Source organism: Ruegeria sp. R14_0, from assembly GCF_017743975.1.
Classification (GTDB): domain Bacteria; phylum Pseudomonadota; class Alphaproteobacteria; order Rhodobacterales; family Rhodobacteraceae; genus Ruegeria.
On sequence record NZ_JAGHRC010000003.1, the window covers coordinates 332,738 to 346,921 of the forward strand.

At 59.4% G+C, this 14,184-nt stretch carries 15 protein-coding genes; 3 read left to right on the plus strand and 12 right to left on the minus strand.

The window, feature by feature from the left end:
* Positions 1–44: 44 nt before the first annotated feature.
* Together J7416_RS11390 and J7416_RS11395 are read right to left on the minus strand one after the other, a co-directional pair.
* Positions 45–737 (minus strand): HAD family hydrolase, encoded by a 693-nt coding sequence (locus tag J7416_RS11390; RefSeq protein ID WP_209224879.1) that lies wholly within the window; start codon positions 735–737, stop codon positions 45–47.
* Positions 738–762: 25 nt separating this feature from the next.
* Complete coding sequence (locus tag J7416_RS11395) at positions 763–1,047, minus strand: DUF3572 domain-containing protein (RefSeq protein WP_209224880.1); 285 nt, start codon at positions 1,045–1,047, stop codon at positions 763–765.
* An 87-nt stretch (positions 1,048–1,134) separates the two neighbouring features.
* On the opposite strand from J7416_RS11395, the gene J7416_RS11400 reads away from it, so the two are divergent.
* On the plus strand, positions 1,135–2,523 hold the full coding sequence (locus tag J7416_RS11400; protein WP_209224881.1) for a diguanylate cyclase: 1,389 nt from the start codon (positions 1,135–1,137) through the stop codon (positions 2,521–2,523).
* A gap of 5 nt (positions 2,524–2,528) precedes the next feature.
* On the opposite strand, the gene J7416_RS11405 is transcribed toward J7416_RS11400, so the two are convergent.
* The 4 genes from J7416_RS11405 to J7416_RS11420 are packed head-to-tail and all read right to left on the minus strand — an operon-like array spanning position 2,529 to position 4,433.
* Complete coding sequence (locus J7416_RS11405; protein WP_209224882.1) at positions 2,529–3,002, minus strand: periplasmic heavy metal sensor; 474 nt, start codon at positions 3,000–3,002, stop codon at positions 2,529–2,531.
* On the minus strand, positions 2,999–3,352 hold the full coding sequence (locus J7416_RS11410) for a hypothetical protein (protein WP_247744245.1): 354 nt from the start codon (positions 3,350–3,352) through the stop codon (positions 2,999–3,001). The genes J7416_RS11405 and J7416_RS11410 overlap by 4 nt, the downstream gene beginning before the upstream one ends.
* Entirely contained in the window at positions 3,345–3,959 is a 615-nt protein-coding gene (locus J7416_RS11415; RefSeq protein ID WP_209224883.1) for an RNA polymerase sigma factor, read from the minus strand. Before J7416_RS11415 ends, J7416_RS11410 begins: the two co-directional genes overlap by 8 nt.
* 6 nt (positions 3,960–3,965) lie before the next feature.
* A complete protein-coding gene (locus J7416_RS11420; RefSeq protein WP_209224884.1) occupies positions 3,966–4,433 on the minus strand; it encodes an EF-hand domain-containing protein in 468 nt (155 codons plus the stop codon).
* A gap of 190 nt (positions 4,434–4,623) precedes the next feature.
* On the opposite strand from J7416_RS11420, the gene J7416_RS11425 reads away from it, so the two are divergent.
* Both J7416_RS11425 and J7416_RS11430 read left to right on the plus strand, forming a co-directional pair.
* The gene (locus J7416_RS11425; RefSeq protein WP_209224885.1) at positions 4,624–5,022 is read left to right on the plus strand and encodes a DUF983 domain-containing protein; all 399 of its coding nucleotides are present in this window, start codon (positions 4,624–4,626) and stop codon (positions 5,020–5,022) included.
* Between the two features lie 25 nt (positions 5,023–5,047).
* On the plus strand, positions 5,048–5,749 hold the full coding sequence (locus tag J7416_RS11430) for an NUDIX hydrolase (protein WP_209224886.1): 702 nt from the start codon (positions 5,048–5,050) through the stop codon (positions 5,747–5,749).
* A gap of 23 nt (positions 5,750–5,772) precedes the next feature.
* Here J7416_RS11430 and J7416_RS11435 read toward each other — a convergent pair whose 3' ends face one another.
* The 6 genes from J7416_RS11435 to nuoL are packed head-to-tail and all read right to left on the minus strand — an operon-like array spanning position 5,773 to position 14,181.
* Positions 5,773–7,440, minus strand: coding sequence for a ribonuclease J (locus tag J7416_RS11435; protein WP_209224887.1), 1,668 nt, complete (start codon positions 7,438–7,440; stop codon positions 5,773–5,775).
* A complete protein-coding gene (locus J7416_RS11440; protein ID WP_209224888.1) occupies positions 7,437–8,216 on the minus strand; it encodes a type III pantothenate kinase in 780 nt (259 codons plus the stop codon). Before J7416_RS11440 ends, J7416_RS11435 begins: the two co-directional genes overlap by 4 nt.
* A gap of 11 nt (positions 8,217–8,227) precedes the next feature.
* A complete protein-coding gene (locus J7416_RS11445) occupies positions 8,228–8,977 on the minus strand; it encodes a biotin--[acetyl-CoA-carboxylase] ligase (protein ID WP_209224889.1) in 750 nt (249 codons plus the stop codon).
* A gap of 54 nt (positions 8,978–9,031) precedes the next feature.
* Complete coding sequence (gene nuoN / locus J7416_RS11450) at positions 9,032–10,474, minus strand: NADH-quinone oxidoreductase subunit NuoN (RefSeq protein WP_209224890.1); 1,443 nt, start codon at positions 10,472–10,474, stop codon at positions 9,032–9,034.
* 15 nt (positions 10,475–10,489) lie between these two features.
* Entirely contained in the window at positions 10,490–12,034 is a 1,545-nt protein-coding gene (locus J7416_RS11455) for an NADH-quinone oxidoreductase subunit M (protein ID WP_209224891.1), read from the minus strand.
* Positions 12,034–14,181 (minus strand): NADH-quinone oxidoreductase subunit L, encoded by a 2,148-nt coding sequence (gene nuoL, locus J7416_RS11460; protein WP_209224892.1) that lies wholly within the window; start codon positions 14,179–14,181, stop codon positions 12,034–12,036. The genes J7416_RS11455 and nuoL overlap by 1 nt, the downstream gene beginning before the upstream one ends.
* Positions 14,182–14,184: the final 3 nt, after the last annotated feature.

Below are 14,184 nucleotides of genomic sequence, written 5' to 3' on the forward strand. Positions count from 1 at the left end.
TGTCGGTTTTTTGTTCCGGACCGTCGAAATCGGTCACAAGCGGGTCAGTTTGCGGCCAACCAGGCGGGGATATGGCCAATATCCGGCAGCACCACATCCGCCATCGGCGCCAAAGCCTCGGCCGGGGCAAGGCCGGTCAAGACGCCGATCGTCGTCATACCCGCCGCGCGGCCTGCTTGCAGATCATGCAGACTGTCGCCCACCATCGCCACACGCGAGGGATCGACCCCAACATGCGAGGCAAATGCGATCAACTGTCCCGGTCCGGGCTTGAACCCATGCCCGCTGTCATACCCCGCGACAAAGTCGAAATGGTCGCGAATTCCAACCGAGGCCAGATGTTGCAGCGCAGGCATTTCGCCGTCATTCGTCGCTACCCCCAGCTTGAGCCCAGCCTGCCGTAAACCGTCCAGGAACGGGATCAGCGGAACAGCCGGGGCCTGCGGAGCAGTGGCTGATTCTACGTTTAAAACATCAATCAGCTCGTCGCGGGTCATGTCCGAGAAGTGGGCCGCTAGCGCGTCGGCGACTTCTTCGACCGTACCGGCGATGACGACGCTGTCTTCGGCGTATTCTTCTGAGACCGGGTCAAAACCAATCGCTTGGCCAAGAACAGCGATGCGTTCAGGATCACCATCCGACAGTTTTTCCAACACGCTGCGACCGAAACCGCCCCATGTGTTCGCAAAGTCAAAAAGTGTTCCGTCCTTGTCGAACAAGATCGCGTCGATGGGCATCATATGCTCCTGTCAGTGAGTTTGCCTATGTCCAGTGCACATCACCGCCACCGGACAGAACCGCCCGCGCCTGACCTGGCAGGTCATAGGGCACGGAATTGGCGTCACAAAAGGCGATCACCCACGAATCGTCAAGCATCAGAAATTCTAGAACCGAACTCAGAAACTCGGTCTCGCCGGCGCGCGCGCGCAGATCACCGGCGGACGCACCGGTCGAGCCCAGAAAGATCGGCAGCAGTTCATCATTTCCGACCAGCCATCCAAGGACATTCAGGGCAAGCGTTTCGGCAGATTGGGCGGTGATCGGCATAAAGCGGCCTCGGGCATGTGCTTGGAAAGGGTTTGTTAACCAGACTCATAAACACTTTGGCAACGCATGCAATCAACGGTGACTGATATGTCCGTGCAGGGAACCATCCTTGTCCTCGACGGGACTTCGACCAATCGCATAATGCTGAAGGTTCAGCTGACGGCGGCGTGGTATCACGTCGTTCAGGGCGACCGCCTGCATGGTCTGCCCGGGCTGCTGCGCCGCACGCGCCCCGATCTGGTGCTGGCCGCTCAGACACTGCCCGACGGCACCGCTGCGGATGTCAAACAGGTGGTGATGGCCGACCCGGATATGGTCGATGTTCCGGTGGTGGCGATTGCTCCGCAGAACGACAAGACGGCGCGCCTGAACGCTCTGGCCGAAGGGCTGGATGACGTGCTCGCCCATCCTTTCAAGGACACCCTGTTGCTGGCCCGCGTGCGCAGCCTGTTGCGTTCTCGCGCCGAAGCGCAGGAACTGAAGCTTGGAGGCGGATCGCAGCCCATCGGATTTGCCGAACCAGCCGCCACGCCGATCTCGCCCCCCAGATCAGCCCGTGTCGCCATTCTGGCGCAGACCGCGCGCACCGGTGCGTTGTGGATGAAGGCGCTGTCCGGTCGGCTGCGCCATAGCCTTTCGGCACACACGTCTTCCAACCTGCAGGCCTTGTTATCGGGCCCTGTTGCGGATGCAATCGTGGTCGAAGTTGGCAAAACCGCGCCGGGCTTAAGCCCCCTGGCCGATCTGAAATCGCGCGGGGCCACACGTAATACGGTGTTGGTTGCTGTGGTGGCCGAAAATGACACGGCGCTCGCATCCGAAGCCCTGGACCGCGGGGCAGATGCTGTCTGCATGGGCGGGTTCTGCGTCGAAGAAGTTGTGTTGCGCCTGGAGAACCAAATCGCGCGAAAAAACCGTACCGATCAGATGCGCGCGACATTGCGTCGGGGTATCGCGGAATGCTGGATCGATCCGCTGACCGGGCTGCACAACCGGCGCTATGCCATGCAGGCGATGGATCAGATGGCCAGAAAGCCTTCGCGCACTGGTCGCGGTTTCGTTGTTATGCTGGCCGACCTGGATCACTTCAAAGCCATCAATGACCGCTTTGGGCATGTTGGTGGAGACCTGGTTCTTACCGAAGCGGCCAAGCGTATGGAGCATACGGTCGGATCAGGCGGGTTTGTCGCCCGGATCGGAGGCGAAGAATTCATGATCGGCCTGCCCGACAGCTCTAGGGCCGAAGCGATGGAACTGGCCAAAACAGTGCGCAACTGCATCAGCAAGACGCCGTTCACACTGCCGGATTGCGAAACCCCAGTGCCGGTGACCATCAGTATCGGCATGACGTCGCCAAACCCACCCCTTCCTCAGAACGAACCGCTGGAGCGGCTGATCAGATCTGCCGACAGTGCGCTTTATGCCGCAAAGAAGGCCGGGCGGAATCAAGTCAGGGTCAGGCAGAGCGCCGCCTGACCCTCTCAGTCCTTTCTCTTGTGGCCGCGTGGGCCGTGTTTGACGACCTCTTCCAACCGATCAGCATACACCAGACGCTCTTCTGCGCTCATGGCGATAACCCGGGTCAGCCACTCCTGCTGCAGAGCATCCTGCAAATCCGCCATGGATTGTGCCTGTTGATCCAAAAGCACCTGAACTGCCTCTGGATCAAACGGCTCAGCCCGCAACGCCACGCTGAGCGCTACAAAGTCCTGAGAGCGGGTCTTGGCCCCTTTTCTGTGGCGATCAAAAAGCTCTCCCCGCATGGCCTTGCGCTCGTCCTTAGGCAAAGCCCGATAGAGTGCCGAACCAAAACCCGGCGGAGATTTCGCGTGATCACCCCCTTTGACGCGCAACACGGTGCCAAGCGCGACGCCGACGATCAAAAGGTTCAACGCCAGGGAAAGGATCAACAGTACCGACATCCAGCGGCTTTTGGGTTTGGGGCTATCGCTCATTCGGCGTCCTCCAGAAAACTTGTATCCAGGCTCAGGTCCGCGACCACAAAGCTGGTCTCTTGCGGATACAGGATCGTTGCCGGATCGGGCAAAAACCCGGGCGCGGAAAAGCCGATCCAGACCCCGGCCACACTCGCGGCGGCCAATCCGCTCATGCCTTGCCAGCCCCCGAGACCGGTCAGAATTCGCCTCCACGGCGGGGCCGCCTTGACTGGCTTGGGATTCAACCGGGCCAGCCGCACGGTTTCTGCATCGGTCAGAATGCGCACGGCCAGGTCATCCGGCAAGTCCTGACGGTCTTGTCGCGCCTGGGCGAACAACAGATCCAGATTGTCTTTGTCGTCAGTCATCGTCATACCCCAGTTCATCACGTCGTCCGGCCAGTATCGCCGTCAGAGACCGTTTTCCTCGTGCCGTCAGGCTTTCCACCGCTTCGACCGAAATCCCCATGATCCCGGCGATCTCCGGGTTGGGCAATTCTTCTATATGCCGCAAAACAACGGCTTGTCTTTGGCGATCCGGCAACTGTGACAGCGCCACCTGCAGCGCATCCTTGCGAGCCGCGTCCTGCAGCCGATCTGCGGCGCTAGCTTCTTCATCTTCGGGTTCCGGTACATCCGCCAACCTGTCTGGTGTCTTCTTACGGCGCAGATCAACGCAGAGGTTCAGCGTCACACGATAGAGCCATGTCGACACCTTGGCCTGACCCGGCACCCAGTCAGGGGCCATCTGCCAAAGGCGCATCATTGCCTCTTGCGTAACGTCTTCGGCCTCGGCCCGGTTGCCCAGAAACCGCAGTGCAACTGACAGGCTACGCGGCGCAAGCCGATCGGTCAGGACGCGCGCCGCGGCAGCATCGCCGTCGGCAAACTGCTGCAGCAAGGCATCGTCGCCCAGTTCGTCCGCGACGCAAGGCGCGTCGCGAACGTCTTGTGGAGCAGAGGTCAGATCCTCCATCCCGCATCAGCTGTCGTCAGAGTCCGCATTGCCACGTTTCTTGTGGCGCTTGCCCATTCTGTCTTTGGCATCGGCAAATTCCTGTTCCGAAATCGTACCGTCGTCGTTCGCGTCGACACGGTCAAACATCTTGTCAGCCCGGCGCGATTTGGGCAACTCGTCCTCGCTCAGAAAACCGTCCTTGTTGGCATCGTGGCGTTCAAACATCTTCGTCACGCGGTCGTTGACCCTCTGTTGGCCAGCGGCCTGCATTTCTTCGACGCTCAGCTGGCCATCGCCGTCAGTGTCAGCATTGGTGAATCGCTGATTCCGATGAGCCTGCATTTCTTCCTTCGTCACCTGCCCATCGCTGTTGGCATCAAGCTGTTCAAAGGTCACAGATTCGCGATCTTTGCCGCCTGCGGCCAAAACGGAAGTGCCGGTGATTGCCATGGCGGACACCACGATTGCCGGAATGAATTTGGCGCTTTTCATAACGTTTTCCCTTGTTTTCGCGGCACCATTGCCGCTGCTTACATAGGTTCAAACGCTGCTGGGATCGTTTTCCGTCGCTAAATTTCGAATCTTTTTGGAAGCCGTTCAGCGGTGCAAAGCGACGCACCCCCCTTTCCCCAAGCTCCAAACACGCGCTATATCGACTGCATTGAAACGCGCGAGTATCAAGATGACAGATCAGACGATCGAAACCACCAACGTGGAAGAGCGCCCGACAAAGGCTGCAATGATCAAAGGGTTCTGCGGCCGCTGCCCAAACTGTGGCGAGGGCAAGCTGTTGCACAGTTATCTCAAGGTGAACGACGAATGCTCGAACTGCGGGCAAGAATTGTTCCACCATCGTGCGGATGACGGCCCGGCCTATCTGACGATCCTGCTGGTTGGTCACCTGCTGGCGCCCGCGTTGCATGTGTCTTACGTCCATTGGCGGCCCGAGCCTATGACGATGTTCCTGATTTTCGCGATCGGCTGCACCGCCCTGTCGCTGTTCTTGTTGCCCCGGTTGAAAGGCGCCGTTGTCGCCTATCAGTGGGCGCGCCGCATGCACGGCTTTGGCCAGCCCAAGTGATCCGGGATCGCGGGTCGGACAACGGATGACGGTCGACAAGACAGCCATACGCAACGCTGCGACGGTCATCGTATTGCGGGACCGTCTGACCAATCCTTCAATTCTGATGGGGCAACGCGGTTCCAAGGCCGCGTTTATGCCGAACAAATTCGTCTTCCCCGGCGGAGCCGTTGACGCATCCGACGCAAATGTCGCCTTGGCAACGGATCTACCGGCAATTTGCCACGACCGTCTGGCCGAGCGATCCGAGGCCGGCTTGCAAAACGCATTAGCTGCGGCTGCTATCCGCGAGCTTTGGGAGGAAACCGGACTGATCCTGGGCCAGCCCGACCGCTGGGCAGGACCGATGACTGAGGATTGGGCGGGTTTTGCGCAAATGGGATACCGTCCATCGGCCCAAGCGCTTCAGTTCGTCTTTAGGGCCGTTACCCCGCCCGGACGTCCTCGTCGATTTGATGCAAGATTCTTCCTTGTAGACGCGAACGCGATCCAAAGTGATCTGGATGATTTCAGCCATGCCTCAGACGAGCTATCGCATCTGCAGTGGGTTCCGCTGAAACGGGCACGCGAGTTTGACCTGCCATTCATTACTGAGGTCGTTCTGGCAGAGATCGCGGCGCGGGTCACAGACCTGACGCCACCTGAAACCGTGCCGTTCTTTCTGAACAACGAGGAAGAAAACCTGTTCCTCAAGCTCCGCGGTTATTCAATGCCCGACGCGGACTGAGGGCGCGAGGCCCTCAGCCAGTCTTACTTCATACGGCTGATCACTGTCGTGACTTCGGGTTTTTTGCCGATTTCGGTTCTGGCCGTTTGGCGCACGATCCGGCGCATGGCCTCTTCCAATTTGTCATCGTCGCGCAAAGTCTTGGCATCGGCCCGCATCAGGAACTGGTTCAGGTCCTCTTCCAGCACCTCGACCAGAGACGCTCGGGATGATCCAAGCTCGGGCAGGCCCATCGTGTCGCACCACGGTTCGCCCAGCGGCTCGTCTTCTTCATCCAGAATGACGGTCACAGTGACGTGGCCATTCAGAGCCATACGAATACGGTCACGAACGACCCCGTCCAGAGCGCCGATTTTGACTGTACCGTCCAGATAGGTCCGGCCGGTTTCCACATAATCGACGACCTGCGGGGCGTTGCCAGTCAGGTCCACCATCGTACCGTTCACCGCCAAAATACCAGTGCGACCCCCAGCCTCGGCCAGTTTTGCGTGTTCCCGCAGATGGCGGTGCTCGCCATGCATCGGGATGACCATTTGCGGGTCGATCAGTGCATGCACCTTCTCAAGGTCCGGACGGTTGGCGTGGCCCGAGACGTGATAGAGGCCCGAGCTATCATCCACCACATCCACGCCCTTTTCGCTGAGCTGGTTCATGATGAAAATCACGCCCCGCTCATTGCCGGGGATGGTCTTGGACGAGAACAGGAACAGATCGCCCTCTTTCAGTTCGATGCTGCGGTACTTTCCCCGCGCCAGCTGAGCGCTGGCAGCGCGGCGTTCCCCCTGACTGCCGGTCACGATCAGCATCAGGTTCTGACGCGGCAGATCCACCGCCTCTTCGGCGCTGATCACTTTGGGAAAATTCGACAGGATGCCGGTTTCGGTTGCGGCCTCGATCATACGGCGCATCGCGCGCCCCAGAAGAACGACCGAGCGCCCTGCTCGTTCACCCGCCTCGGCCAATGTCTTCACCCGCGCAACGTTCGACGCAAAGGTGGTCGCTACGACCATGCTGTTGGCCTCTTCAACCAACTTGGTGATCTCGGGGCCAACTTCGGATTCCGACCGCCCAGCATGCTGAGAGAACACGTTGGTGCTGTCACAAACCAACGCCTTAACACCAGGCTTGGCGACCTCGGCCCAGAGGTCGGGATCAAACGGCTCACCCACCACAGGGTTGGTGTCCAGCTTGAAGTCACCGGAATGCACGATCCGCCCTTCTGGCGTGTCGATGACGAGGGCAGCGCTTTCTGGGATCGAATGCGAAACAGGCAGGAAGCCTACTGTGAACGGACCGGTGGAAACCTGTTCCGGCCAAGCGGAAACGGTGCGAACCGCATCCTCAGGGTGGCCATGTTCTTCCATCTTGCGCCGCGCGATGTTGGCGGTGAAAGCCCGCGCGTAGACAGGCGCACCCAGCGCTTCATAGCAATGCGCCACGGCGCCCACGTGATCTTCGTGGGCGTGGGTCACAAAAACGGCTTCCAACCGGTCGGCGCGTTCGCGCAACCACGAAATGTCCGCGTGGATCAGATCAACGCCCGGGGTGGTGTCCATATCCGGGAAGGTGACGCCCAGATCCACCAGGATCAGCCTTTCCTGCCCGGGCTTGCCATAGCCGTATACATAGGCGTTCATGCCAATTTCGCCGGCCCCGCCCAGTGGCAGGTAAATCAGTCGTTCACTGCTCATATCGAGCCATTGTCCTTGTTATAGCGATGAATCACGGTCAGGCCGTGCATCGTCAGATCATCTTCGATTGCGTCGAACCCCACGTCGGCCTGATCGAACAAAGGTGCCAACCCTCCGGTTCCAACGACTTTCATCGGCATTCCGTATTCGGTCTTGATCCGGGAAATCAGCCCCTCGATCAATCCGGAATAGCCCCAATACACACCTGACTGGATACAGCCAACCGTATTCGTACCAATCACTTTTTCCGGACGGGTAATGTCAATATGCGGCAAGGCAGCCGCACCCTGATGCAACGCCTCCAGGCTGAGGTTCACACCCGGCGCGATGATGCCGCCAACGTAGGCCCCATCCGCGGCAACAACGTCAAAGTTCGTTGCCGTGCCAAAATCGACCACAACGACGTTGCCACCGTGGCGATCAAACGCCGCGGCCGCGTTTGCCAGACGGTCGGGGCCCGGCACTGTGCCCTCATCCACCCGCGGGTTCATCGGCAGCAAGCATTCAGGCTTGCCAACGACCAGCGGACGACAACCAAAGAACCGGTCCGCAAAGACCCGCAGATTGAACACAACGCGCGGCACCGTCGAGGCGATGATGACATCTGTGATTTCGGCCTCGATCCCGTAGTGCTTCACCAGCGTCGAATACCAGGTGAAATAGGCATCCGCCGTACGCGCATGGTGGGTCGAGGTGCGCAGAGTGCACAGGAACGTCTCACCATCCCAAATCGAGAATACGGTGTTCGTGTTGCCGCAATCGATAGCCAGAAGCATCCGGGCCCCTTTCAGAAAAACACATCCGCCGCCGGAATGCTGACGCGGCCTTTGGCGGTGTTTAGGACAAGGTTGCCCCCGGCGTCCACCGTTTCGAATGTTCCGACCGTTTCCGACGCTGCGGTCCGGGCGGTAATGACCTCGCCCAATCGCGCTGCACGGGACAGCCAGGCAGTTCGGATTGGTTCGAACCCGTATGTGACGAACTGAGCCTCGTAGCCAGCATAAGCTGCGGCCAATTCAGTCAGAAAGTCCTCGGGCGTGACACTGGCCCCAGTTTCGGACAAAAGCGAGACGGGGCGAACTGCACCAGCCTCGACCGCATCTGCGCCGGGTGCCTCAGAGAGGTTCACACCGATCCCTATCGACAGATGCGAAACACCGCGTCCTTGCCCGGTGCTTTCCAGTAGAATGCCAGCCAGTTTGCCACCGTTCAGCAAAACATCGTTGGGCCATTTCAGCGACAATCCCGCCGCTCTGCCCGTGACCGCGACACAGGCGTCGAACAAAGCCAATGCCGCCACAAAGCTGCGCAGCGCGGCCTGCTCTGGATTGCCCTGAGGGCGCAGCAACAGGGTGGCTGCCAAGTTGCCTTTTGGGTTTGCCCACGCACGCCCCCGACGTCCGCGCGCGGCGGTCTGGTGATGGGCCATGATCCACACCGGGCCAGGCGTCGTCGGTGCGATGCGGGCGGCCTCGTTCAGAGTGCTGTCGACTTCTTGCAGGACGTGCAGCCCGTATCCCTGCGGCCAGCCTGTCATGTCAAAAAGGCCCGGTCCGCTGACCGAGCCCCCTGTTCTTGTCTGCTGCTCATATCAATTGACAAGTGTTGCCGCCGCCGCCGCTGCTGCGCCTTCGACGCCGAACTGATAGAACACACCGACCAGCATCAATGCGGCTGACCCCATGAGGGCAACCCAAAGAACCGGAGAGGCGTTTGTTTCGATCGGGTCCTCGTTCTCGGCTCCGAAATACATGTAGAACACGATCCGCAGATAATAGAACGCACCGATGACCGAGGCGATGGCTGAGACGATCACCAAACCGGTCAACCCCGCAGCGACACCCGCCTGCCAGACACCGAACTTGGCGAAGAAACCCAGCATCGGCGGCACGCCCGCAAGGCTGAACATCAGGATCAGAACGGCGAGCGCCTTACCCGGTTCCCGCTTGGAGTACTGTCGCAGCGCGTCGATATCCGTCACCGGCTTACCGTCCCGCTCCATCATCAGGATAAAGGCAAATGTGCCAATGTTCATGGTTACGTAGATGGCGAGATACATCAGCATCGCCTTGACACCCAACTCGGTCCCGGCGGCCAGGCCGATCAGCGCATAGCCCATATGAGCGATCGACGAAAACGCCATCAGGCGCTTGATGTCGCGCTGGCCAATGGCCGCAACGGCCCCCAGCAACATCGACAGAACCGAAAGCAGGACGATCACCTGTTGCCAGTCCTTGATCACCCCCCCGAACGCATCATGCATCAGACGCGCGAACAGGGCCATCGCGGCGACCTTCGGAGCAGTGGCAAAAAACGCGGTGATCGGGGTGGGCGATCCCTCGTACACATCCGGTGTCCACATATGGAACGGCACAGCCGAAACTTTGAACGCCAGCCCCGAGATCAGGAAGACCAGACCGAACAGCAGGCCCACCGAGATCTCGCCGTCCCGCACGGTTGTGATGATGCCCGAGAACAGCGTTGTGCCGGTAAAGCCATAGACCAGTGACGCGCCATACAGCAGCAAGCCCGAGCTGAGCGCGCCCAGAACAAAGTACTTCAGACCGGCCTCGGTCGATTTCGCACTGTCCCGGCGCAAGGCAGCCACGACATAAAGAGACAGCGATTGCAGCTCGAGCCCCATGTAAAGCGACATCAGGTCGCCCGCGCTGACCATCATCATCATGCCAACAGCGGCCAGCGCCACAAGCAACGGATACTCAAAACGCAACAGATCACGGCGGGCCATGTAGTCCTGGCTCATCACCAGAACCGCTGCCGCAGACAGCAGGATCGCCACCTTCGAGAAGCGCGCGAACCCGTCATCGATGAACATCCCGTTGAACGCGACGTTGGTGCCATCACCATTGGTGGCAATCCAGATCGCCAGCAGCGCCATCAAGCCTGCAGTGGTCCAGACCAAAACCGGCGCCAGCCCGTCCTTCGTTGTGTAGACAGCCCCCAACAGCGCCGCCATCGCATATACAGCCAGAACGATTTCCGGCAGGATTATTGTCAGATCAGCCTGGATCATATCTCCAAAGCCTCCTTACTGCGAAGCGGCTGTCTGGGTCACGGCCTCGGCCGCGGCCAGAGCCGTGTCATAGTTCGAAATCAGCGCGGCGGTGGACTGACCGATCACATCGGTCACCAGCGACGGGTAAATACCCAGCAGGATGGTCATCACGATCAGCGGCGCAAAGATCAGCCGCTCGCGCGAGCTCATGTCCGTCATCGCCTTCAGGCTTTCCTTGATCAGATCGCCAAAGACCACCCGGCGGTAGAGCCATAGCGCATAGCCAGCCGAGAAAATCACACCGGTCGCCGCCACTGCGGTCACCCATGTGTTGACCTGGAAGGCCCCCATCAGGGTCAGGAATTCTCCGATAAACCCGGATGTGCCCGGCAAACCCACGTTGGCCATGGTGAACAGCATGAAGACCAGCGCGTAGGCGGGCATGCGGATCACCAGACCTCCGTACGCATCAATCTCGCGGGTGTGCATCCGGTCGTAGATCACGCCGACACACAGGAAGAGCGCGGCAGAGATAAACCCGTGGCTGATCATCTGGAAGATCGCGCCATCAATGCCTTGCTGGTTCGCCGCAAAGATACCCATGGTCACAAAGCCCATATGCGCGACTGAGGAATAGGCGATCAGCTTTTTCATGTCTTCCTGCACCAGCGCCACCAGCGAGGTGTAGACCACGGCAATCGCCGACATCCAAAGCACCAGATCGGTCATCACCGCCGAGCCCACAGGGAACATCGGCAAGCTGAACCGCAGGAAGCCATATCCGCCCATCTTCAACAGGATCGCCGCCAGCACGACCGAGCCCGCTGTTGGGGCCTGAACGTGCGCATCCGGCAACCAGGTGTGCACCGGCCACATCGGCATTTTCACTGCAAAGGACGCGAAGAACGCCAGGAACATCAACGTCTGCATGCCTCCAACGATATAGACGCCCAGCACACTGAATCCTTCGGACGAGAACTGATGCGTCATCAGCGCCGCAATATCCGTGGTGCCCGCATCCGCATACATCGCAACCATCGCCACCAGCATCAGCACCGAGCCGAGGAAGGTGTAGAGGAAGAACTTGAAGCTGGCATAAATGCGATCCTTGCCGCCCCAGATACCAATGATCAGGAACATCGGGATCAGACCCGCTTCGAAGAACAGGTAGAACAGCACCAGATCCAGCGCCATGAACACGCCCAGCATCAGCGTTTCCAGCAGAAGGAAGGCGATCATGTATTCCTTGACGCGGTCGGTGACCTGCCAGCTGGCCAGAATGGTCAGCGGCATGATGAACGTGGTCAGCAGCACGAACAGAACGCTGATACCGTCGACACCCATCTTGTATTTAAGGCCCAGCAACCACTCACCCTCTTCCACCATCTGGAAGCCGGTGTTCGAGGGGTCAAAGCCGGTATAGATGCCGATCGAGACAAGGAATGTCACCGTGGTTGCCACCAGCGCAACCCATTTCGCATTGCGTTGCGCCGCGGCGTCCTCACCATGCAGGAACAGGGCCAGAATACCAGCGGCGACTGCAGGGATGAACGTGACGATGGAGAGGATGTTATCCATTATTGTGCGCCTCCGCCGATCGACATCCAGGTGACAAGGGCCGCAATGCCCAGAACCATCCAGAAGGCGTAAGTAAAGATGTAACCGGTCTGCGCCTTGCCTGCGAGGCGCGTGAAGAAGGGCACCACGCCCATCGCGACACCATTCAGGAAGCCGTCAATCGTATTGCCGTCACCGCGTTTCCACAGCAAGCGCCCAAGCGCCAAGGTGGGTTTCACGAAGATCGCATCATAGATCTCGTCAAAGTACCACTTGTTCTTGAGGAACAGGTACAGGGGTCGCTGGTTCTGCGCCAACCGCGCGGGCAGCGAGGTGTTCACAATGTAGAACCAATAGGCGACGACAAAGCCCAGCACCATGGCCACGAAGGGCGAGAACTTGACCCATTTGGGCACGGCGTGGGCATCGTCCAGAACCGTGTTGTCCGGAGCGATGTACAGCGCCCCCTCACCCGGTTCGCCGACAAAACTGTAGTGGTGCTTGCCACCGTGCTTGTCGTCACCTGCATGCGCCGCGTCCCCGTGGGCGTCGTCGGCATGGGCCGCGTCGCCGTGATCGGTGCCGTGATCCTCGGCCTCGCCATGCTCGGACGCTTCGGCAACAGGGATGCCATAGAACTTGCCGACCTGATCAACGTGGCCGAAGAAGCTGTTGAACCAGATCATACCGGCAAACACCGCACCCAGCGACAGAACGCCCAGCGGCACCAGCATAACCATCGGGCTTTCATGCGCGTGATCATGAGTGTGTTTGTCCCCGCGGGGTGTTCCATAAAAGGTCAGGAATATCAGACGCCAGCTGTAGAACGAGGTGAACACCGCGGCGATCACCAGCATCCAGAACCCGTAGGACGCCCCGGCCGCGTAAGAGCTTTCGATGATCGCGTCCTTCGACACGAACCCGGCAAAGCCGATGGGCGTTCCGAACAGCGTGACGATAAAGCTGGGGATACCAACGCCGGTAATGGCCAATGTCCCGATCATCATCGCCCAGAACGTATAGGGGATCTTTTTGCGCAGACCGCCGTATTCGGTCATCTCCTGCTCGTGATGCATGGCGTGGATCACGGATCCCGCACCAAGGAACAGAAGAGCCTTGAAGAAAGCGTGTGTGAACAGGTGGAACATAGCCGCCGAGTACATGCCCACACCAGCAGCCACGAACATGTATCCCAGCTGCGAACACGTCGAATACGCAATCACGCGTTTGATGTCCGTCTGCACCAGACCCACGGTCGCAGCGAAGAACGCCGTCGTCGCTCCCAGCGCAGTGACGAACCCGGTCGCACCCGGCGCGAACTCCATCAGCGGCGACATGCGGCAAACCAGAAAGACACCGGCGGTCACCATAGTTGCGGCGTGGATCAGCGCCGACACAGGTGTCGGGCCTTCCATCGCGTCCGGCAACCAGGTGTGCAGGATCAGCTGCGCCGACTTGCCCATCGCACCGATGAACAGCAGGACACAGATCACCTCAACCGCGTTCCATTCCCCCCAAAGGAAGCTCAGCTGCATCTGCGACAGGTCCGAGGCCGATGCGAAGATGTCCGAAAAATTGATGCTGTCAGTCAGGAAGAAGATCGCAAAAATCCCCAAAGCAAAGCCGAAGTCACCAACCCGGTTCACCACAAAAGCCTTGATCGCGGCAGCATTGGCCGAAGGTTTGCGATAGTAGAACCCGATCAGAAGGTACGAGGCGACGCCCACGCCCTCCCAGCCAAAGAACATCTGAACCAGATTGTCCGCCGTCACCAGCATCAGCATGGCGAAGGTAAAGAAGGATAGATAGGCGAAGAAGCGCGGCTTATAGCTCTCGCCCTCGCGCCATTGCGGGTCGTGATCCATGTAGCCGAAGGAGAATAGGTGAACCAGCGCAGATACCGTTGTCACCACGATCAGCATAATCGCCGTCAACCGGTCCAGACGAATGGCCCAGCTTGTCGACAACGAGCCGCTTTCAATCCAGCGCAGTATCTCAATCTGCTGGGTCACGCCGTCGAAGGTGAAGAACACGATCCAGCTGAGCAGACAGGCCAGAAACAGCAGGCCCGTGGCGGTCCACATGGCGGCCTTTTCGCCAATAAACTTCCAACAGAACCCGCAAATCAGCGCACCCACAAGAGGGGCAAAGAGGATGGTGGTTTCCATAGT